Raw genomic sequence first — 20725 nt, forward strand, 5'->3', positions numbered from 1 at the left:
GTTCATCACCCCATGGATGAAGCCGACGCCCATCCAGCGGGCGATCAGATCCGCCTGCCGCCCCGCCACCGCCTGCAGTAGCGCCAGATAGGGATTTTCCGCCGTTTTCAGCTCCGGGTAATGCCGCTCGATCACGTAATCGGCGAGCAGTTTTATCCCGCCATTGTCGCCGCGGGCGGCAAAGAACTGGAAGGTGCCGATCCGCACATGGCTTGCCGCGACGCGCACGAACACCGCGCCCTGCTCCACCGTCTCGCGATAGACCTGCTCGCCAGTCGCGACAGCCGCCAAGGCACGCGTCGCCGGCACGCCGAGCGCATTCATCGCCTCGGAGACGATATATTCGCGCAGCACCGGTCCCAAAGCCGCACGTCCGTCGCCTCTGCGGGAATAGGGCGTCGGTCCGGCGCCTTTCAGCTGGATATCGCGGCGTTTGCCGTTGCGGTCGACGACCTCGCCCAGCAATATCGCCCGGCCGTCGCCAAGCTGCGGCACGAAATTTCCGAACTGGTGGCCGGCATAAGCCATGGCGATCGGCATGGCGCCGGGCGGCACGACATTGCCGGCAAGGATTGCCGCCAGCCGGGCGGGATCGGAAAAATCCGCCTCGACGCCCAGTTCCTCTGCCAGCGACCCGTTGAATTTCAGAAGCTTCGGCCCCTCCACCGGCTCGGGATAGACGGAGGCGAAAAACCTGTCCGGCAGGCGGGCGTAGGAATTGTCGAACTGGAACACGGCAAGGACTCCTTTGGCCGCCGGGATGCGGCGACCTTTTCTTCAAATATGGGAAATCTGTCCCGCCGAACAAGCGAAATGCGCTTTTGTTGCGCCGCTCAAGGCTTGGCCAGCCGCACCCCGAAACCGAGGAGGAAGGTCAGCAACGCTCCCGCCGCCGCAGTCCCGTAGAGCCACAGGGCCGGCCCGCCAGCCTCGCCGTTCTCCAGCGCCGAAACCAGCCCGGTCGCACTGGCGATCATGCCGGCGATCCCCGCGCCGATCGCGTAACCGGCGGTCGAAATCGTCGGCAGCAAGGCACTTGCGAGATCGCGCTCCTGCCTTGCTGCCGCTTCCATCGCCGCCTGGTTGACGCTTGCCCAGGCGACGCCGAAGCCCGTACCGATTGCCACCTGACCCGCCAGCAGCAGCACCAGCGAGCCGCTCGCGAACGCGGCGGCGAGGCAGAGGAAACCGGCCAGTTGGAACAATGCGCCTGCGCGCATCCACCGATGCCGCGGAGCAAGCGCCGTAATCCAGCTCGCGACCACGGCGACAGCACTCCAGGAGAGCGCCATGGTCACCACCAGATAACCGACCACCGCCGGCCGGAAGCCGAAGACGGCGTCGATCATCAGCGCCAGGTAAACGCTGCCGACCGAGTGGCTTGCCGACATCAGGAACAGCACCCAGAATCCGTGCCCGAGCACCGAACCGAGCCGGAAAGCGCCTTCCGGAAACAGCCTTGGCCCGATCCGCCCGTCGAGCTTCAGCGCCGGCAGGAACAGGCCCGCGCCTGCCACCACCGCCACTGCCTGCATCGCCCCTCCGGTCACCACCGACGACAGCGACAGGACGAAGGAGGCGGCAAGGCAGAGCGAAATGGTGGCGGCGGAGAGCGGCACCGGCGCCGCCTCGGTCACCCTCACCTTCGCGGTGAGCGCGAAGACGGCCAGCAGCAACACGAAGGGCGAGACGGCCAGGAACGACGCCCGCCAGGAATAGGCCTCGGTCAGAAGCCCGCCCGCCAATGGTCCGGCAATCGCCGCCACCGCCCAGACGATCGCCTCCACCGCAAACACCTTTGCGATCAGCGCGGAGGGAAAGTTGGCCGGGATGAGGCTGTAGCAGATCGCCACGATCAGCCCGTCGGCAATGCCCTGCAGCAGGCGCCCGGCCATGATCCAGGAAAAAGCCGGCGCCGACAGCGCCAGCAGCCCGCCGGCCGCAAAGACCAGCGCCGAAAGAAGCAGAATGAAACGCGCGCCGAACCGGTCGCGCATCGCCGCCGCGCCGGTGCCGCCGGCGATCGAGCCGAGGAAATAGAGCGTATAGGCCCAGCTGAAATAACCCGTGCCGCCGATCTCCTTTGCCGCCGGCGGCAGCGCTGCGACGATCGCGAACTGGTTGAAGGCATGCAGCCCGATCCCCGCCGAGATCAGCCCCAGCATCGCCCCTTCGCGACCTTTGAGAAGCCTCGACCAGCCCACATTGATATCCTGCAACACGCCCTGCCTCTTATCCGTTTTTTCAGTCCCGGGGACGCTACAACCTCAACCACGATTGAGGTCAAGGGATGAGCCAAAAATTAAAATTACGTATTTTCAGCGCCTTAAGGCGTAATTGCAGATTCTTTCCGATGTTGTATTTTAGCTACAGCTTTCCAAGCAAACCGCTCTATTTGCGTTTTTGCCAACCAATCGGAGGGAATATCCATGAAGGCTCTTTTCATTCTCGCAGCGTCGGCCGCCATGACCGCCTCTTCCGTTGCTTACGCAGCCGACGCCGTCGAACAAATCCCGCAGGCTCCGCAAGCCGTCGAAACGCCCGTCGTGTTCTCCTGGAACGGCCCCTATATCGGTGCCCATACGGGATATGCCTGGGGCGACGGTGATGCCCCCGGCGGCGGTTCGGACGATTTCGACAGCTGGAGGCTTGGCGGCTTCGTCGGTTATAACTGGCAGTTCTCGAGCGGTTTCGTGGCCGGTATCGAAGGCGACGTCAACTACGACTGGAACGAGAACAGCTATGCCGGCGGCATCGACGTCGACACCGGGTTCTCCGGTTCGGTTCGCGGCCGTGTCGGTTACGCCATGGACCGGGCGTTGATCTTCGCAGCAGCCGGCTGGACGGCCACCACCGCCCATATCGACGGCGGCGGCTTTGACGACGACGACATGCTCAACGGCTGGACCGTCGGCGCCGGCGTCGACTACGCCTTCACCGACAATATCTTCGGCCGCCTCGAATACCGCTACAACGACTTCGGCAACGGCAGCCTCGCAGGCGCCGATTTCGACTTCAGCCAGCACGTGATCAACGTCGGCATCGGCGTGAAGTTCTAGGCAGCGGCTTCGCGACCCGTCTCAATGCTCCACCTTGCGACAAGGTGGAGCAAGATCTCGAGGGGCGGGCCGACTTCCTCAGGGGCGTGCCAGGACCTTGAAGGCGATGAACTGCGTCTTCTGTTCCTTCGAGAAATTGTTGTCGGAAACAAAAATCAGCAGATCGCTGCCATCGGTGCCCTTGGCGAAGGTGACGGCCTCGATATTGTCCGGCTGCAGGCCGATCGCCCGCATGTCGAGCACCTGGGCCTTGCGCACCGGCACGATGGCCGCCTCGGTACCGGCGAGCGAAGGAATGGCCGAGACATCGGTGGCGCCCTCGGTATCGACCATGAAGACCTTGATCGAACTGCCGAACCCTTGCGCAAAACCGCGCTCGACCACCAGCAGGCGGTGGTCGTCCAGGCTTAGGATCTCCGAAGCGCCGTTGTCGTTATAGCCCTTGTCGACGGTCGGCGCCTGGGGGATCGGCGCGATCGGATAGACATATTCGGCCTTCGGCCTGCCGGTGGCCGCATCGTAGCGGATCATGCGGGCGAGCGTGCCGCGGCTAAGCCCGGAGATCGGGCCGTCCTGGAACAGCGCCGATTCGACCTCCACCATCAGGTCTCCGCCGGGCAGCGTGGCGAAACCCTCGAAGGCGAGGTTGTCGCGAACACCGGCGGACTTGTCGGCGGTCGGCAGAAAAGCCTTGGGAAGCTCGAACTCGCGAACGAAGGCACCATCCGGGCCGGCGACGCGCACGAAGGGCGGCAGAAGCTGCTTCACGTCGCCTTCGCTCGACCAGTAGATACCGTCCTTGCCGAGCCGGACCGATTCCGGATCGACGCTCTTGGCTGCAAAAGCCGCGCCGCTCTTGTCCTTCAGGGTCACGGTCTTGACCACCTTCACATCGCTGATGCCGGCGGCGCTCGCCTCGATCGAAAGCTCGTAGAACCGGGCCGGCGCCCGTTCGGAACGGTCGTCGGAAATGGCGACGTAGCGATTGCTTGCCGGGTCGTAGTCAAGACCGGACAGGCCGCCGAACTCGACGCCGTCGAACAGTGTGCCGGTCGGGATGCTAAATTCGCCGGCGAAGGAAAGCCCGATCGCCGCCTTGCAATCGCCGAACGGACAAGGAGTTGCGACCGTCACGCCGGTCTCGGCGGCATGGGCAACGGGTGCGAAGAGGATGGCGAGGGCAACGGTTGAAAACAGCGCTTTGAGCATGATCGGTGTCCGGCAATTCGAGGCGGTTGAAAAACGAAGACCTGCCTCCCGAATGAAAGCCGGTCCCGCAGTTGCTCATCCTCTGCCATGCGAGTTTTGCGGACGTATAACGGCCGGCCGTCAGAATGTTGAATTTTTCGTGACGGGTGGTGTGGGAGACCTCAGACCGCCGCTCTTTCCGGTGAATACCCCGCCTCGCGGATCGCCTCTTCGGCCTTCGCCGCATCGCCTTCGATCGCCACCGTCTTGGCGGTCAGATCAATCGCCACCACCGCACCCGGCAGGGCTTCCGCCAGCGCGCCGCGCACGGTCTTTTCGCAATGGCCGCAGGTCATGTCCGGCACGGTGAAAATCGCAGTCATCCGAATCTCCTTGTTCGATGTGTGTGTTGTGCAGCTTCCCGTGGAGGGAAGGTCAAGTCTGTGGAAAAACGGGCCGGTGCGGCATGCTTCCCTTTAAGGGCGTGCGGCGGTGCGTGGAGCCCCTCCCCCTTGTGGGGAGGGGTTGGGGTCTTCGCTGTGAATAAAACCCCTCCCGCCTGCCGGCCACCCTCCCCACAAGGGGGAGGGTTAAGGATGCCGCACCGCACCACATCCCTGTAAGATCGGCTCTCCCTCAAAGGGGGAGATCGAAGGAGGCGCTGTTTTGCCTCATGCTGGCGTAAAGGCATCAGGCATCCTGCCTCGTCTTTTTCCTACCCGCCGGAACGGGTGCATCGGCCGCCCCATCCCCCGCCAGATCATCGAGGATCGGGCAGTTGGGGCGGTTGTCGCCGCCGCAGCAGTTGGCAAGGTGTTTCAACGTCTTCAGCATGCCCTGCATCTCGGCGATGCGTCGTTCGAGATCGCCGATATGGGCGGTCGCGACTTCCTTGACGGCAGCGCTTTCGCGGCTCTTGTCCTGCCAGAGTTTCAAAAGCGTCTCGGTCTCTTCGAGCGAGAAGCCGAGATTGCGGGCCCGCTTGATGAAGCGCAGGATATGCACCTCCTCCTCGCCATAGACCCTGTAATTGTTGCCGGTGCGGCCCATCGGGCGGATCAGGCCGATTTCCTCGTAATAACGGATCATCTTGGCCGAAACGCCGGACGCACTGGAGGCCTCGCCGATATTCATCTCGTCTCTCCCACTTTCACCGCCTTCAGCCGCAGCGCGTTGCCGAGCACGAAGACGCTCGACAGCGCCATGGCGCCGGCGGCGATCATCGGCGACAGCAGCCAGCCGAAGGCAGGGTAAAGTACGCCGGCCGCAACCGGCACCAGCGCCACGTTGTAACCGAAGGCCCAGAACAGGTTCTGTTTGATGTTGGTCATGGTCGCGCGGCTCATGGCGATCGCCGAAACCGCACCCGACAGATCGCCGCCGACCAGCACCACGTCGGCGCTTTCGATCGCCACATCCGTGCCGGTGCCGATGGCGATGCCGATATCGGCTTCGGCGAGCGCCGGCGCGTCGTTGATGCCATCGCCGACGAAGGCGAGCTTTTTCCCGCCGGCCCGCATCTCGTGGATCGCCTTCACCTTGCCCTCCGGCAGGACCTCGGCCACGACCTTGTCTATGCCGACCTGTCTTGCGATCGCCTCCGCGGTGCGGCGGTTGTCGCCGGTCACCATCACGGTTTCGACGCCCATTGCCTGCAGCGCCTTGATCGCGTCGCGGCTTGAGGGTTTCAGCGGATCGGCAACCGCGATCACGGCCGCCAGCTTGCCGTCGACAGCGGCATAAAGCGGCGTCTTGCCTTCGTCGCCAAGCCGGGCGGCGACTTGCGCAAACACCTCAACCGAAAGCCCCAGCTTTTCCATGAACCGGTCGGCGCCGACCGAGATCCTGCGACCGCCCGCTTCCGCCTCGATGCCATAGCCGGTCACCGACGCAAACTTCTCCGCCTTCGGCACGGTCAGACCCTGGGCCTCCGCCGCCTTGACGATCGCCTCGGCGATCGGGTGTTCCGACTGCGCCTCGACGCTCGCGACCAATGCCAGCACCTCGTCCTCGGCAAAACCTTGCGCGGTCACCAGGTCGGTCAGTTCCGGCCGGCCCTTGGTGACTGTGCCGGTCTTGTCGAACACGACCAACTGGACATTGCGCAGTTCCTGCAGCGCCTCGCCCTTGCGGAACAGCACCCCGAGCTCGGCCGCGCGGCCGCCGCCGACGACGATCGAGGTCGGCACCGCGAGCCCCATGGCGCAGGGGCAGGCGATGATCAGCACGGCGACCGCATTGGCCAGCGCATGGGCGAGCGCCGGTTCGGGGCCGACGAATAACCAGACGGCGAAGGTGAGAACAGCCAGCACGATCACCGCCGGCACGAACCAGGCCGTCACCCGATCGACCAGCCCCTGAATCGGCAGTTTCGACCCTTGAGCCTGTTCGACCATGCGGATGATCTGGGCCAGCATCGTGTCGCGGCCGACCTTGTCGGCCCGGAAACGGAAGGCACCGGTCTTGTTGATCGTGCCGCCGACCACGGTCGCGCCGGCCGCCTTTTCGACCGGCAGAGGCTCGCCCGAAATCATTGATTCATCGACATTCGAGGAGCCGTCGATGACAGTGCCGTCGACCGGGATGCGCTCGCCCGGCCGGATCACCAGCACGTCGCCGGCGACCACCCGTTCGGCGGGGATATCCAGCAGCTTGCCGTCGCGCTCGACGCGGGCGGTTTTCGCCTGCAGCCGGCTCAGCTTCTCGATCGCCTCGCCGGTGCGGCCCGTGGCGCGCGCCTCGAGCAGCCGGCCGAACAGGATCAGCGTGACGATCACCGTGGCGGCCTCGTAATAAACGAACCGCGCGCTTTCCGGCAGCAGGTCCGGGGCAAACGTCGTCACCAGCGAATAACCGTAGGCCGCCAGCACGCCGACCGCGACCAGCGAATTCATCTCCGGCACGCCGCGCAACAGCGCCGGCAGGCCGAGCTTCAGGAAACGGAAGCCCGGGCCGAAGACGACCACCGTCGCCAGCGCGAAATAGACATAATAGAGGTTCTGCGTCTCGATCACGCCCATCAGCCAGTGGTGGAACGGCTCGTAGATATGGCCTGCCATTTCCAGCACGAACAGCGGCAGGGTCAGCACGAAGGCGATCGCCAGGTCGCGCTTCAGCACGCCCTCCTCGCCCTGGTGCATGTGCATGTGGTCATGCCCGCCGGCATGGCCCGCCGCCTGGTCGTGCCCCATGGCGGCATGGTCCATGTGGGCTTCCGGTGCGGAAGGCCCGTGGTGGTGCCCGTGGTGGTGCTCGTGCCCGGCATGCGCCGTCGGCGCCACAGGCGGCATCATGCCCGCCTCGCGCATCGCATGGTCGATGGCGCCGGGCGAGATTTCGTAACCAACCTTCCTGATCGCCTTCGTCAGCTCTTCCGGCGAAAAGCCCTCGGCCGATTCCACCGTCAGTTTCTTGGTCGCGAAGTTGACGGCGCTCCTGTCGATGCCCGGCACTTTCGCGGCAGCGTTCTCGACGCGGCGCACGCAGGAGGCGCAGGTCATGCCCTCAACGGGCACGGTAAAAGGCTCGGCCTTGTGGATCGGTTTGACGGTCTGGTTCACGGGCGCAATCTCCCCTTTTTTGTCGGGATGTTTTACTGTCCCGCCCTATGTGGACCTTCCCATCATGGGAAGGTCAAGGGGTACTTGTGGATATTCTCAAGGGCGGCAGAAACCGGCGGGTCGGGTAGCGGGAACAGTGCCATTACCGCAGCCCTGCGTCGCCGCTTTCACGATAAGATCGTACAGATGGTACTTCTTTCCGAGCAGCCGTATTCCACCCTCAGAATAGTGCCCCGCATCCGCATAAAGGGAGACGCCATCCTCGGAAACCCGGCAGATCGTGTCGTTGCACCGGCCGCCGCCCAGATCGATCACCGGATAGTCCCGCGCCACGACATTCATGATGTCCATCGCAACGCGGCCTCGCCGGTTCACGTCGTCAGCAGACAGATCGCAGTGATCGGCCGCGATGCCCAGCAATCGTGAACGGGCAACACAACTGCCGACATCGGTCCCCGTCTGCGGAGGCTGCGCGAAAACCACGGGGCTCAATCCCATTTGCCGCAGGCCGGACAAGGACGCTAAAAAGCTGTCCACAAGCAGCGCCCGGCTTGCCGGTACACTCTGTCCGTCCTTCCGAACGAACGTTTCAGTTTCCGTGTAGATATCGAGATTGACGCCTATCGCGACGTATCGAAGCGTCTTGGTTGCCGCCATGGCGTCGAGGACGTCCCTGTTACGGGACAGGCAGCTTTCGGGCGACCTGCGACCGTCGCTGGCGACCGGGTAGGTAATTTCGGTGAACGGTCCGCAAAGGCTCTTGGTGAACTGCACGAGTTTGACATCGGGGGCCGAGGCCAGGATTCCTTCGACGAGATGGGCGCCGAAGGAATCTCCCCACACCGCGATCTCCGGACTATCCGACGTGGAGCATTCGGGCGCCATCTTGCCGTTACAGTTTTCGCTCAGACCTTTGCTCACCTCGGTCATCTCGTAGAGACCCGGCGCCCTGAACGCGGCGCCGTCGGTCATTTCGAACATGATCCCGGAAGCGATGCTGGCGGCTCCCGTAACCCCGGCCAGAGTGACGAAAGCCCTTGTGCCGACGCGGTTCCCGTCACGAAACGGCCGCTCGACGAGATAGTAGCTCACAACCGCAAGCAACGCCGTGACGCTAAGCAGAAGAGCGGACGTTGAAGCGCTCAGGTCATCCGTGAACAGTCGCAAGCGCGCGAAGGCGAGGACCGGCTGATGCCAGAGATAGAGGCTGTAACTGATCAAACCGACAAAGACCAAGGCTCTTGCGGAAAGAAGCCGCCCAGCGAGATTTTCTGAAGATGAAAACAGAAGAACCAGCGCGGTTCCGACCACGACAGGCAGCGTCTGCCAGCCGGGATAATACGGTCCGCCTTCAACGAAGAAGCAGGACAGGACGATCATCGCGAGACCGCAAGCCGCCACCAAACCGCCGTAGCGGGCTTTTTCTCGATCGAAATTCGCCAGGCTGATGCTGGCGCCAACGCCAAGCTCCCAGAAGCGCGTGGGCAGAAGATAGAAATTCGCCGCAGGATCGAACAGCGGCACGAGCTGCGTGGCAAGGAAACTCGCCATGCTCAACAGGAGGATGGCCGCCAGAACGAACTGGCGACGAAACCGGCGCAACGCCATCAGAACAACAGGAAATATGATGTAGAACTGTTCTTCTACCCCGAGGGACCACGTATGCAAAAGCGGCTTCAGGTCGTTGCTTGCATCGAAATAGCCGGTTTTACTCCAAAAATAGAAGTTCGAAACGAACAGATTTACCTGATAGAGGCTGCGGCCGAAGTCGCGCAGCTCATAGGGAAGCATCCATGCCCATGCAAAAGGCAGACAAGCCAGGCAGACGCAAACAAGCGCTGGAATGATGCGTCGCAGGCGCCGCTCGTAGAAGCGGACGATACTGAATTTCCGCGCTTCGACTTCGCCATACATGATCGATGTAATCAGATAACCGCTGATGACGAAGAAGACGTCGACGCCGACAAATCCGCCGCGGAAACCCAAACCACCGTGGAATATAAGGACAGGAACCACAGCGACGGCCCGCAAGCCGTCGATTTCCGGTCTGTATTTCATTCTACAACCCAATGCGGCATCAATTCACGACAGCCGAGCGCATCGATCGATTGCACCCGCTCCTGCCTGAGCCAATTGCGACTTCGCACATGCGTGCACGTCATCCAGCAAAGGAATGTGGCCAATTTAACCCGAGCGCGCTTTGCGAGGCGTTCACGGCTCCGGTCGACCGCCACCGCCGAAGCTCGGCGCGTTCAGGCCCGAAAGCAGCAGCACCAGTTCCGCCTGGCGGGTGGTGCCGGTTTTCAGCATGATCTTCTTCAGGTGTGAGCGGGCGGTTTCGAGCGAGATGCCGAGCGCGGCGGCGGCCATTTCCGGCGTCTGGGCCATGGCGATGCCGCGTGCCACGCGGGCTTCGGCGGGGGTGAGGTCGAAGAGGCCGCAGAGCACCCGCATGTCCGGTGGGCCGACCTGCCCCACCTGGGTGACGGCCAGCACCGCCATCGAACGGGAGAAGATGTCGCGGGCGGCGCGGCGGATCGGCAGAAGATGCAGGATCAGCGGCGGCGCCCCATCGCGGCCCGCCATCGGCAGCGACTGCACGGTCGGCGTGGCCTGAGCCTTGTAGTGCTCTATCGCCCCGTCGAGGAGAGCACTGGCACCTGTCCCTTCCAGCACCAGCCGATCACCGGCGCCGGTGCGGATGCGCGGGCTCAGTGCCTCCATCTCCGGGTTCATTGCAATTGCCTGGCCGCCGTCGCCGATGACCGCAGCCGGCAATCCGAGCAGCGACAGCGTCTCGGTCATCGAACGCGCCTCGGAAAAGGCAAGCCGCGAGGACATATAGGCGGCCCGGGCAAGATCCGGCTTCAGGAGATCGAGGCGGGCGAGCTGTTCGTCGGAGAAATGCGTCAGGCCCTTGGCGCGCATCAGGGTAATGACGATGACGTGCCCGGTCGGCTCCTGGAAAGCCCAGCCCGCCTCCCACTGCATGCCGTGCGGCTCGATGATGTCGCGCTGGATCGCATCATTGGCAAATTCCTCCGCGCTCAGGAGATCGGTCACCCGGACAAACGAAAAGGGCGAACGCTCCATTCCGCGCGCGGGCCGGACATTGTCGAACCGGTGCTCGCTCTTGACGAACTCGGCAAACGCGTCGGCGATATTGGGAGTGGTGACGTAACGATGATTGCCGCTGCCGTCGATGGTGAAGATCGAGGCGGTGCTGGACCCCGCCTCCAATGCTATCCTCTCGCAAGTCTCCGTCCAAAGCTCAGGAACCAGGGCTGCCTCGTAGAGGCGATCTGCCAGCGTGCCTTCTGCATTCATCTGGATGCCATCGAATGAATTCGGAATGAATCTTGACTGTCACCGTAGTCCTAGCGTTTCTGCGCGCCCGGGCATACTGGTAGAATTACCTGAAAAACTTGCGTAGCCCGTCTTAACTTATGTCATTGACAAGTAATAAACCTGTGCTTCGAGCCTCTTCGCGCGCCTTTCTCGCTCGCCGGTTTAGCCCCAGGGCCTATCGATCCGGCATCGCCGAGGAACGGACAGTCGCCGGCAACGGGACGCAGGATCCGGCTTTCAACCGGTGTTGCGGTTCATTCGGGCGCGTCGATCCGGATAGGGCGTGTTCCGACCGGAGCGCCGGTCGCGCGGTCGATGGTGACCGGATCGATCTCCGTTCCGGTCTCGGCGTCGAAGAACCGGGTGACCTTGCCGCCGCCGCGATGCTTGCGTCCCCATGCGCCGATCGCAAACAGGACCGGCAGAAAGTCGCGGCCGGCTTCGGTCAGCAGATATTCGTCCCGTGGCGGACGGTCGGAATAGCGCCGTTTCTCCAGAAGCCCCTCCTCCGTCAGGCCTGAAAGCCGTCCGGTCAGCATGGTCGGCGCAATGCCGAGGCTCTTGCGAAACTCGTCGAAGCGGGTCAGCCCCGCATGGGCGTCGCGCATGATCAGCATGCTCCACGCGTCCCCCACAAGCGCCAGGCTCCGGGCGATCAGGCAGGGCTGGTCGGAAAGATTCTTCATGTCGATATCTTTTTAGTAGTGACTTGATACGGATTTGATAGTAACTGATCGCTCAACGATGTTCCATCACAAAATGAAAGCGAAACCGATGAGCAAGAAAAAACGTGGCGTTGCCCTGGTTACGGGTGCCTCCTCAGGAATAGGACTGGTGACGGCGCAGGCGCTGCGGCGGGATGGCTATCAGGTCTTCGGCACCAGCCGGAGGCCGATGCCGGACACGGCGGACGGGGTGACGATGCTGGTCTGCGACGTGACCGACGACGCCTCCGTCAAAAATGCCGTCGACGAGGTTCTGCGCCGCGCAGGGCGGATCGATCTTCTCGTCAACAATGCCGGGGTGGGCCTGCTTGGCGGTGCCGAAGAATCCACGATCGAGCAGGCGAAGGCCCTGTTCGACGTCAACGTGTTCGGCACCATCCGGATGACGAATGCGGTCCTGCCCGTGATGAGGGGCCAGCAGAAGGGCCGCATCGTCAACCTGAGTTCGATACTGGGGATGATCCCGGCTCCTTTCAACGGCCTCTATGCGTCGACCAAGCACGCCGTCGAAGGCTATTCGGAGTCCCTCGACCATGAAGTGCGAACCCAGGGCATCCGTGTCGTGCTTGTCGAGCCCGGTTTGACCCGCACCGCCTTCGAGGAGAACCTGACCCGCGCGGACCGCCCGCTTTCCGTCTATGATACGGTTCGCGCCGGCGCGGAGCGGCTGATGCGCGAAGCCGTCGCGAAGGGAGATGCACCGGAATTGGTCGCCCAGGCCGTCCTGAAGGCCGCCAACGCGGCATTGCCCAAACGGCGCTACACTGCCGGAAAAATGGCGGGACAGGTCCGCTTCATACGTCGCTTCCTGCCCGAAACCATCGTCGACAAGAACCTTCGGAAGTTCAACGGGCTTCCCGCCTAAGCATTATCGCAGGCCCGCGGGCCACCACGGAAACGGAATTCAGTCCGATGAAATCATTCCTGATCGATCGCTATCGCAAGGGCGGCGCCCTGCGGCCCGGCGAAATACCCGAGCCGGCATTGCGCGACAACGACGTCATGGTGGAGGTTCATGCCGCCGGAGTGAACGCCCTGGACAACAAGATCAGGGACGGCGAATTCAAGCTTATCCTGCCCTACCGCCTTCCGCTGGTGCTGGGCAATGATGTGGCAGGCGTCGTCGTCCGGGTCGGACCCAAAGTCCGGAAGTTCAAGCCGGGAGACGAGGTCTATGCACGTCCGGCCCAGGACCGCATCGGCACGTTTGCCGAATATATCGCCATGGACGAGGCCGATGTGGCGAGAAAGCCCGGCAATCTCACCATGGTAGAGGCCGCATCCATTCCGCTTGTCGCGCTGACGGCATGGCAGGTCCTTATCGAGCGCGCCAACCTGCAGAAGGGGCAGAAGGTCCTGATCCATGCCGGCTCGGGCGGCGTCGGCACCATCGCGATCCAGCTCGCCAAGCATCTCGGGGCCTATGTGGCGACGACCACGAGCACGGCCAATGTCGCCCTCGCGAAAAGTCTCGGGGCGGACGTCGTCGTCGATTACAGGAAAGACGACTTCGAGAAGGTGCTGCAGGGCTACGACGTCGTGCTGAACAGCTTGGGCAAGGATACGCTCGAGAAATCCCTGGACGTACTGAAGCCAGGCGGCAAACTGATCTCGATTTCTGGCCCGCCCGATCCGGATTTCGCCCGGCAAAACGGCTCCGGCTGGCTGCTTCAACAGGCCATGCGCCTGCTGAGCTTCGGCATCAGGCGAAAAGCGGGACGCCGGAAGATCGGCTATTCGTTCCTCTTCATGACGGCGAACGGCGGCCAGCTCGCAAAGATCACTTCGCTGATCGAAGCGGGCCACATCCGCCCGGTGATGGACCGGGTCTTCCCGTTCGACAAGACCAACGAGGCGCTGGACTATGTCGAAACAGGCCGCGCCAAGGGCAAGGTCGTCATCGCAGTGAAGTGACGTCGTTCAGGCTGTAGAAGCGGCGAAACCATCCATTCTGAGGATAGCCGATGACGGACTAGCCGTCGCCTATCCTTAATTCCGGCTCCTCGGCGCAAATCGCGGCGAGGAAATCGACGAATTGCCGCACTCGGGAGGGCATGCGCCGTCCGGCAACGGTAACAGCGTTGATCGGAAAGGTCGGCGGCGCATGCTGGTCCAAAATTTGCACAACCTCGCCGGAGGCCAGCACATCCGTGAACAGCCAGCTCGCGTGGTGGGCGATACCAAGGCCCGCGAGGACCGCACCGCGGACATGCTCGGCGTCGTTCGTGCGGAACGCTCCCCCACCGTCGACCGTGACCTGCCGGCCGTCTACCTGGAACCCCCACCCGATGATATCTCCCTGGTAGACATAGCTGATACGCTGGTGGGTGCGCAGTTCGTCCAGCGTCTGCGGCGTGTCGTGTTGGGCAAGATAGCCGGCGGAGGCCAGGGTTATCATCCGCATGTCGCCGATATGTCGGGCGACATGTGCCGAATCCGAAAGCCGACCGATACGGATCGCGACGTCTATTCCCTCCTCGATAAGGTCAACGTGCCGCCCGGAGACTTCCATCTCGATCGCGACGTCAGGGAAACGGTTCCTGAAATCCGCCAGCCGGGGAATAACGAACATCCTCCCGAATGCTGGCGAGAGGGTAACGCGGACCAGCCCCGAGGGGGCCGACTGCCCTTCAAGGACCCTCTCTTCGGTGAAGTCGATATCCTGAAGGATACGGACGGTGGCCTCGTAATATTCCTGTCCTGCGGGCGTCACGGCAAGGGCACGCGAACTTCTCGCGAGGAGTTGCGTCCCGAGCCGCGCTTCGAGCGCAGCAAGCTGTTTGCTGACCGTCGGTTGGCTGACGTTCAGGTCCCGCGCTGCCTGCGAAAAGCTTCCGCTTTCGACGACGCGCACGAACATCCGCATCGCATCCAGCTTATCCATCAGTTTTATTCCGAACGAGACCGATCGAGCTGACTGAGCAAGTCATGACCCGGCGGCATGGAATACATCGATGAATTCCAAAATGGAATAGATGACATTCATAAAGCATGGCTGCCATTCTCCAAGGGAATATGAGACTCGACATTCGGTCGCCCTTTCACGGGCCCGGAACCGAAAGGAAGAGTTATGACAATCAAGATTTATGGCGATGCTGGCTCGGGCAGCTTGCGTCGCGTGAACGCCGCTGCAAAGATCATGGGCGTTGAACTCAAACGCGTTAACGTTGACCTCTTCAAAGGCGAGAGCCAGACCGACGAGTTCAAATCACGTCTCAATCCCCACGGTCTGACGCCGGTCCTGGAGGATGGCGACACCATTCTCTGGGAATCTTCTGCGATCAATCTGTATCTCGCCAACAAGGTGAATTCGCCGCTGGTCGGAACCACGCAGGAGGAGCGCTTCCAGGTGCTTCAGTGGATGTTCTGGTCGGGCGAGCAGTGGCGCACCTTCACCACCACGATCTTCGATGAGCGCGTGGGGAAGACGGTCATGGGCGTACCGAAGGACGAGTCCCTCATCAAATTTGCCGAGGGCAAGATCCGCGCTGCGGCGAAGGTACTCGACCGGCATCTTGAAGGCCGCAAGTTCATGGTCGGCAATGGGTTGACCTTTGCCGATATCGATATCGCGGCTCCCTTCTCCCAGATCGATCGTGCAAAGTTTCCGTTCAAGGAATATCCAAACCTGATCGCTTGGCACGACAATCTTCTCCAGTCGTTCCCGGCGTGGGCGGAGACGAAGGCTGAGGTTGACAACCGTATGGAAAGCTTCCTGGCGAGCGTTGGCGTGAAACTGTAATTTCTGGCCCTCCTGTCTGGCTGGCGCGCGCATGAAGATGGTGCGCGCTGGCCGGAATCGCGACGATCCTGTCAGCGGCGCGGTGGGCAGCTTATGGCCACCGACCATCTCTCCAGTGTTCAAACCAGATCAGCGTTCCTCGCCCACGGTCAGCGGCCAGTCGACCACGTAGTCCTCGAAATCTTCCACATCGACCTCGTTTTCGCTGACCGTGCGGCCGCGGGCGGAGATGCCGGCCTGGTGCACGGTGTTCGGATCGCCCGAGACCAGCGGATGCCACCAGTAGAGGTCCTCGCCGTCGCGGACGAGGCGATAACCGCAGGTCGGCGGCAGCCAGGCGATCTCGTTGACCGTCGTCGGGGTGAGCTGGATACAGTCCGGCACGGTCGCCTGGCGGTGCTGATAATCCTTGCAGCGACAGCTCTCCCCGTCGAGCAGACGGCAGGCGACGGAGGTGAAGACAACGTCGCCCGAGTCCCAGTCCTCGAGCTTGTTGAGACAACAGAGCCCGCAACCGTCGCACAGGCTTTCCCATTCATTTTGGCTCAGCTGGTCGAGCCGCTTGGTCTTCCAGAAAGGTTCGTCGGTCATCGTGGATATCACATTTGCGGCAGGGCGGAACAAATCCGCGCATCTGCATTTTACCTGTTGCGATTTTGATATCGCGCATCAACCATTTGTCAGCTAAAGCTGATTAACGGTGAGAGGCTAGAGCTCTTGATCCCTTGAAGGGACCGCGTCAAGCACAACTCATCGAAAGGGCGGGGAATTCCGAAGGTGCAGGACGAGCCAAAGTCATCCGACGACCGGCCGCGCGGCAAGCGCCACCTGCTGCTGCGCATCGATTCCTGGATCGATTCCACCGTCTGGAATCTCGGTTTCCGGCTCGGCGAGATCTGGGAGGAGATCACCATCTTCTTCCGCCGGTTTCGCGTGCGTGGCTGGAAACGCCTCGGCTTCGAACTCGCCGGCGAGGCGATGACCCTGGGCACCGCGGGTTTCGTGGTGCTCTTGGCGCTCGCCCAGCCCGCTTTCGAGGAAACCCACGAGGACTGGCGCAACCGTGGCGATTTCGCGGTCACCTTCCTCGACCGCTACGGCAACATCATCGGCCATCGCGGCATCATCCATGAAGACTCCGTGCCGATCGACGAATTGCCGGACCACCTGATCAAGGCGGTGCTGGCGACCGAGGACCGCCGCTTCTTCGACCATTTCGGCATCGACTTCTTCGGCCTTGCCCGCGCCATGAGCGAAAACGCCAAGGCCGGCGGCGTCGTGCAGGGCGGCTCGACGCTCACCCAGCAGCTTGCCAAGAACCTGTTCCTCACCAACGAACGGTCGATCGAACGCAAGATCAAGGAAGCCTTCCTGTCGCTGTGGCTGGAAGCCAATCTCTCCAAGAAGGAGATCCTGTCGCTCTATCTCGACCGCGCCTATATGGGCGGCGGCACGTTCGGGGCAGCGGCCGCGGCACAATTCTATTTCGGCAAGAACATCGCGGAAGTGAACCTTGCCGAGAGCGCCATGCTCGCCGGCCTGTTCAAGGCGCCGGCCAAATATGCGCCGCATGTCAACCTGCCGGCTGCCCGCGCCCGCGCCAACGAAGTGCTCTCCAACCTCGTACAGAGCGGGATGATGACCGAAGGCCAGGTGATCGCCGCCCGCCGCGGCCCGGCGACCGTTGTCGACCGCGCCGACGTCAAGGCCCCGGACTATTTCCTCGACTGGGCCTTCGACGAAGTGCAGCGGCTGGCCTCGGCCGGCAAGTTCCACGAACATTCGGTCGTGGTGCGCACGACGATCGACATGGGCCTGCAGCAGGCCTCGGAATCGGCGGTGGAATCGAGCCTCCGCGAATATGGCGAGAGCTTCAAGGTGAAGCAGGGGGCCCTGGTGATGATCGAGAACGGCGGGGCCGTGCGCGCCATGGTCGGCGGCCGCGACTACGGCGAAAGCCAGTTCAACCGCGCCGCCAAGGCGCTGCGCCAGCCGGGCTCGTCCTTCAAGCTCTATACCTATTCGGCGGCGATGGAGAACGGCTTCAAGCCGGAATCGACGATTTCAGACGCGCCGATCACCTGGAACGGCTGGTCCCCACAGAACTACGCGCGCTCCTACAAGGGCAAGGTGACGCTGCTGTCGGCCATGGCGCAGTCGCTCAATACCGTGCCGGTCAGGCTCGCCAAGGACTATCTGGGCACCGACGTGATCGTCAAGACCGCCAAGGCCTTCGGTGTCGAAACGCCGCTCAGGAAGGACAAGACCATCCCGCTCGGCACGTCGGAAATGACGGTGCTCGACCAGGCGACGGGCTACGCCGTGATGCCGGCCGGCGGCATGGAATCGCGCCGCCACGGCATCGAGCAGGTTCTCGGCTACGGCGGCGACGTGCTCTACGACTTCAACCGGGACGAACGGCCGGCCAAGCGCGTGCTCTCCGAGCAGGCGACATCGTCGATGAACCGCATCCTGACGCAGATCCCGGTGATCGGCACGGCCCGCAGGGCGGCGCTCGACGGCGGCATCGTCACGGCCGGCAAGACCGGTACCTCGCAGAGCTATCGCGACGCCTGGTTCATCGGGTTTACCGGCAATTACACGACCGCGGTCTGGTTCGGTAACGACGACTTCACCTCGATGGACAACATGACCGGCGGCTCGCTGCCGGCCTCGACCTTCAAGACAGTGATGGACTATGCCCACCAGGGCATCGAGCTGCGCGCCATTCCCGGCATCGACAACCCGCTACCGACCGGGGACCACAAGGGCAACGCCGTCGCCAAGAAGAAGGACGGCACCCCCGATACCGGATTGCAGGCGCTCATCCGCCCGCGTTCCCTGTCGGCCGAGTCCACCCGGCTGCTGCGGCAGATCGCCGGAAAGCTGAAAGAAGCCGGGCGGCTCGGACCTGCCACCGCCAAGGTGGCCGACAAGACCGCGACGGGATCGCTCGCCGAGGCGACGGCCGTCAGTTCCAGAAACCCCTGACCCCCTGGCTTCCGAGCTTGCCGCGCATGGTCGCGGCGACGCAGAGCGCAGTCACGCCTTCGTGCAGGCCGCCCTCGGTCAGCTTGCCGAAGGCGATCCGGTCCCGCTCCGACAGGCCGCCGCCGGCCTGCGAAAGCCAGGCACGGAATTCCGCGCTGCGCTCGGCCTGCCCCACCTCCTGCCCCATCAGGTCGAAAAAGCGGATATAGCTGTCGACCGCGAGGTTCTTGACCGGCGGGCTCGTCCAGCCCTCCCGCGCCGGCTGGGGAAGGCAGATCTCGATACCGTCGACGATGGCGCGGCGCGCCTCCGTCGGCTGGCTTTCGGTCAGCGTCATGAAATCGAGGGAAATGTCCTTCGGGGTCGAAGGCCCCGGCGCCGGTTTCAGGTGGTAATAGGCACCCGAAAATCCAGCAGCCACGGCTATCAATGCACCGGTCGCCATCATCCATGCTCTCATCGTCTCTGCTCCGGAACGTCGTCGCAGACACGGTAGCCAAGGAATGAACCGGGCAAGGTACAGGCGGTTTTTAGTCACAGGAACCGCTCGAATCAACCTTATCAAAGGGTTAACCCTAAAATCACCCCTGTTTAGGAATGGCACGCAAAGGCCCTGGATGACCGATCCCGGCACAGGCAGCGGGCCTCTCGCCGCCGATCCGGCGGGGATCGGAGGAAGGACGGCGGGCGTCTTACGGCAGATTTATAGGGAGTGATTCGGCCTCGTGCCGAAGTCATGGGGACGGGCGTGCCGAAAAGACACGCACACCCGTTGCTTCAGTGGAAACAATGCTGGCCTTGAGAGATCAGGCTGCGCGCGGCTCGATGCTGTTCAGGGCGTCACCCAGTTCGCGGCGCCGCTGCATCAGGTCGTAGTCCGCCTGGAGGCCGAGGAAAAAACCCTCGGACATGCCAAAATAACGAGCCAGCCTGAGATCGGTATCGGCGGAGATCGACCGCTTGGCGAGCACGATCTCGTTGATCCGGCGCGGCGGCACGCCTATGGCACGCGCCAGTCCGTTCTGGCTGAGCCCCATGGGTTTCAGGAAATCCTCCAGCAGGATTTCTCCCGGATGCGGGTTCGGGAGCCATTCGGTCTCAACCATGGTAGTCGACGATTTCGACATGGGCAGGCCCTCCTTCGGTCCAGATGAAACAAATACGCCATTGATCGTTGATGCAGATCGAGAACTGCCCCGAACGGTCGCCTTTCAAGGCTTCAAGGCGGTTTCCGGGCGGAATGCGCAAGTCCGACAACGCGCGTGCCTGATTGAGAAGACGCAGCTTTCTCAGCGCAACCGACTGCATATCCGGGGGCAATTTCCGGCTTTTCCTGCCGGACCAAATCCGCTCGGCTTCGCGATCCGCAAAATCCCCGATCATGTGAAGACTATAACGCAATGCGTTATAGCGTGCAACGGGTCCGGGTTTCGCCGGCAGGCCCATTCCTTCGCAATAGAATCAATGCTAACCCTCTGGCACAGCTGTCCGAGGGCCAAAGCAAACCCGTGTTCCGTGTTCCCTTCCTCATCGCGATCGCGCTCACCATCGCCTTCGGCGGCGGGATATGGTCCACCCTCGTGGCACTGGATGCCACGATCGGTTTCGGTGCGATCAAGCTCGGCTCGTGGGAAGCCTTTCCTGACGCGCAGACCGCGCAGGCGGACCCTTACGCGAAATCGCACCGGGCCAGTGCCGGCAAGCTCATCTACGCGAGCGCCGAAGGCCTCACCTTCATCGCCTCGGTCGATCAGGCCGGCGAGCGGCTGAATGGAAACTGCTCCTATCGCCTCACCGGCCACACGCCGCCGGCGCGTTTCTGGACGCTGTTTGCCGCAGCCCCCGGTGCTGCCCCGCCCTCGGCGCAATCGGACCTGCCGACGGCTCTCAATTCCCGCATCGTGCTGCGCAACAGCAGCAGCGACGGCGGTTTCGACATCGCGATTTCCGCAACCGCCAAGCCGGGCAACTGGCTGGCGGTCACGACGCCCGGCACGTTCCGGCTGACGCTGACGCTATTCGACACGCCGACGGCCGGCAGTTCCGGCCTGATCGACCTCACCATGCCGCGTATCGAAAAGACCGGGTGCGGCAATGTCTAGAAGTCTTGGG

Annotated in this window: 20 protein-coding genes; 6 read left to right on the plus strand and 14 right to left on the minus strand. The window is 62.8% G+C overall.

The window, feature by feature from the left end; all coding sequences use genetic code 11:
* Nucleotides 1-735 (minus strand): protein adenylyltransferase SelO family protein (locus tag C5J24_RS30805; RefSeq protein WP_205836995.1); only part of this gene is annotated, 735 nt, incomplete at its 3' end.
* 98 nt (nt 736-833) lie between these two features.
* Complete coding sequence (locus C5J24_RS30810; RefSeq protein WP_172724193.1) at nt 834-2222, minus strand: MFS transporter; 1389 nt, start codon at nt 2220-2222, stop codon at nt 834-836.
* Nucleotides 2223-2429: 207 nt separating this feature from the next.
* Here C5J24_RS30810 and C5J24_RS30815 point away from each other — a divergent pair, with 207 nt between their 5' ends.
* Nucleotides 2430-3059, plus strand: coding sequence for an outer membrane protein (locus C5J24_RS30815; RefSeq protein ID WP_046668488.1), 630 nt, complete (start codon nt 2430-2432; stop codon nt 3057-3059).
* Nucleotides 3060-3137: 78 nt separating this feature from the next.
* On the opposite strand, the gene C5J24_RS30820 is transcribed toward C5J24_RS30815, so the two are convergent.
* The 7 genes from C5J24_RS30820 to C5J24_RS30850 form a co-directional block, all read right to left on the minus strand.
* Nucleotides 3138-4268, minus strand: coding sequence for an esterase-like activity of phytase family protein (locus C5J24_RS30820; RefSeq protein WP_105423493.1), 1131 nt, complete (start codon nt 4266-4268; stop codon nt 3138-3140).
* Nucleotides 4269-4429: 161 nt separating this feature from the next.
* On the minus strand, nt 4430-4630 hold the full coding sequence (locus C5J24_RS30825) for a heavy-metal-associated domain-containing protein (protein ID WP_105423494.1): 201 nt from the start codon (nt 4628-4630) through the stop codon (nt 4430-4432).
* Between the two features lie 307 nt (nt 4631-4937).
* Nucleotides 4938-5381, minus strand: coding sequence for a Cu(I)-responsive transcriptional regulator (gene cueR, locus C5J24_RS30830; protein ID WP_105423496.1), 444 nt, complete (start codon nt 5379-5381; stop codon nt 4938-4940).
* Nucleotides 5378-7807, minus strand: a complete 2430-nt coding sequence (locus C5J24_RS30835; RefSeq protein ID WP_105423498.1) for a heavy metal translocating P-type ATPase — start codon at nt 7805-7807, stop codon at nt 5378-5380. The genes cueR and C5J24_RS30835 overlap by 4 nt, the downstream gene beginning before the upstream one ends.
* Before the next feature lie 96 nt (nt 7808-7903).
* Nucleotides 7904-9865, minus strand: a complete 1962-nt coding sequence (locus C5J24_RS30840) for an acyltransferase family protein (protein WP_105423500.1) — start codon at nt 9863-9865, stop codon at nt 7904-7906.
* 153 nt (nt 9866-10018) lie between these two features.
* The gene (locus C5J24_RS30845; RefSeq protein WP_172724194.1) at nt 10019-11134 is read right to left on the minus strand and encodes a helix-turn-helix transcriptional regulator; all 1116 of its coding nucleotides are present in this window, start codon (nt 11132-11134) and stop codon (nt 10019-10021) included.
* Nucleotides 11135-11409: 275 nt separating this feature from the next.
* Complete coding sequence (locus C5J24_RS30850) at nt 11410-11841, minus strand: helix-turn-helix domain-containing protein (protein WP_105423504.1); 432 nt, start codon at nt 11839-11841, stop codon at nt 11410-11412.
* An 88-nt stretch (nt 11842-11929) separates the two neighbouring features.
* Between C5J24_RS30850 and C5J24_RS30855 the strand changes: the two genes are divergently transcribed.
* A complete protein-coding gene (locus tag C5J24_RS30855; protein ID WP_105423529.1) occupies nt 11930-12745 on the plus strand; it encodes an oxidoreductase in 816 nt (271 codons plus the stop codon).
* Between the two features lie 47 nt (nt 12746-12792).
* The gene (locus tag C5J24_RS30860; protein WP_105423506.1) at nt 12793-13794 is read left to right on the plus strand and encodes an NADP-dependent oxidoreductase; all 1002 of its coding nucleotides are present in this window, start codon (nt 12793-12795) and stop codon (nt 13792-13794) included.
* Between the two features lie 58 nt (nt 13795-13852).
* Here C5J24_RS30860 and C5J24_RS30865 read toward each other — a convergent pair whose 3' ends face one another.
* Nucleotides 13853-14764: a LysR family transcriptional regulator gene (locus C5J24_RS30865; protein ID WP_105423508.1), complete on the minus strand. Its 912-nt coding sequence runs from the start codon at nt 14762-14764 to the stop codon at nt 13853-13855.
* A 186-nt stretch (nt 14765-14950) separates the two neighbouring features.
* On the opposite strand from C5J24_RS30865, the gene C5J24_RS30870 reads away from it, so the two are divergent.
* Nucleotides 14951-15622, plus strand: a complete 672-nt coding sequence (locus C5J24_RS30870; RefSeq protein ID WP_105423510.1) for a glutathione S-transferase family protein — start codon at nt 14951-14953, stop codon at nt 15620-15622.
* 129 nt (nt 15623-15751) lie between these two features.
* Here the strand turns inward: C5J24_RS30870 and C5J24_RS30875 are convergent, their stop codons facing one another.
* Nucleotides 15752-16213 carry a YcgN family cysteine cluster protein gene (locus tag C5J24_RS30875; RefSeq protein WP_046668495.1) on the minus strand — a complete coding sequence of 154 codons (462 nt, stop codon included), beginning with the start codon at nt 16211-16213 and terminating at the stop codon, nt 15752-15754.
* Between the two features lie 186 nt (nt 16214-16399).
* Here C5J24_RS30875 and C5J24_RS30880 point away from each other — a divergent pair, with 186 nt between their 5' ends.
* A complete protein-coding gene (locus tag C5J24_RS30880) occupies nt 16400-18613 on the plus strand; it encodes a transglycosylase domain-containing protein (RefSeq protein ID WP_105423512.1) in 2214 nt (737 codons plus the stop codon).
* Here the strand turns inward: C5J24_RS30880 and C5J24_RS30885 are convergent.
* The 3 genes from C5J24_RS30885 to C5J24_RS30895 all read right to left on the minus strand — a co-directional run bounded on the left by C5J24_RS30885 (nt 18594) and on the right by C5J24_RS30895 (nt 19996).
* On the minus strand, nt 18594-19073 hold the full coding sequence (locus C5J24_RS30885; protein WP_172724196.1) for a hypothetical protein: 480 nt from the start codon (nt 19071-19073) through the stop codon (nt 18594-18596). The genes C5J24_RS30880 and C5J24_RS30885 overlap by 20 nt on opposite strands.
* 346 nt (nt 19074-19419) lie before the next feature.
* A complete protein-coding gene (locus tag C5J24_RS30890) occupies nt 19420-19740 on the minus strand; it encodes a HigA family addiction module antitoxin (RefSeq protein ID WP_105423516.1) in 321 nt (106 codons plus the stop codon).
* Nucleotides 19712-19996, minus strand: a complete 285-nt coding sequence (locus tag C5J24_RS30895) for a type II toxin-antitoxin system RelE/ParE family toxin (RefSeq protein ID WP_105423531.1) — start codon at nt 19994-19996, stop codon at nt 19712-19714. The genes C5J24_RS30890 and C5J24_RS30895 overlap by 29 nt, the downstream gene beginning before the upstream one ends.
* 125 nt (nt 19997-20121) lie before the next feature.
* On the opposite strand from C5J24_RS30895, the gene C5J24_RS30900 reads away from it, so the two are divergent.
* Nucleotides 20122-20715, plus strand: a complete 594-nt coding sequence (locus tag C5J24_RS30900; RefSeq protein ID WP_105423518.1) for a DUF1214 domain-containing protein — start codon at nt 20122-20124, stop codon at nt 20713-20715.
* The last annotated feature ends 10 nt before the right edge of the window (nt 20716-20725 follow it).

The sequence above is a fragment of the Neorhizobium sp. T25_27 genome, assembly GCF_002968565.1.
In the GTDB taxonomy this organism is placed as follows: domain Bacteria; phylum Pseudomonadota; class Alphaproteobacteria; order Rhizobiales; family Rhizobiaceae; genus Neorhizobium; species Neorhizobium tomejilense.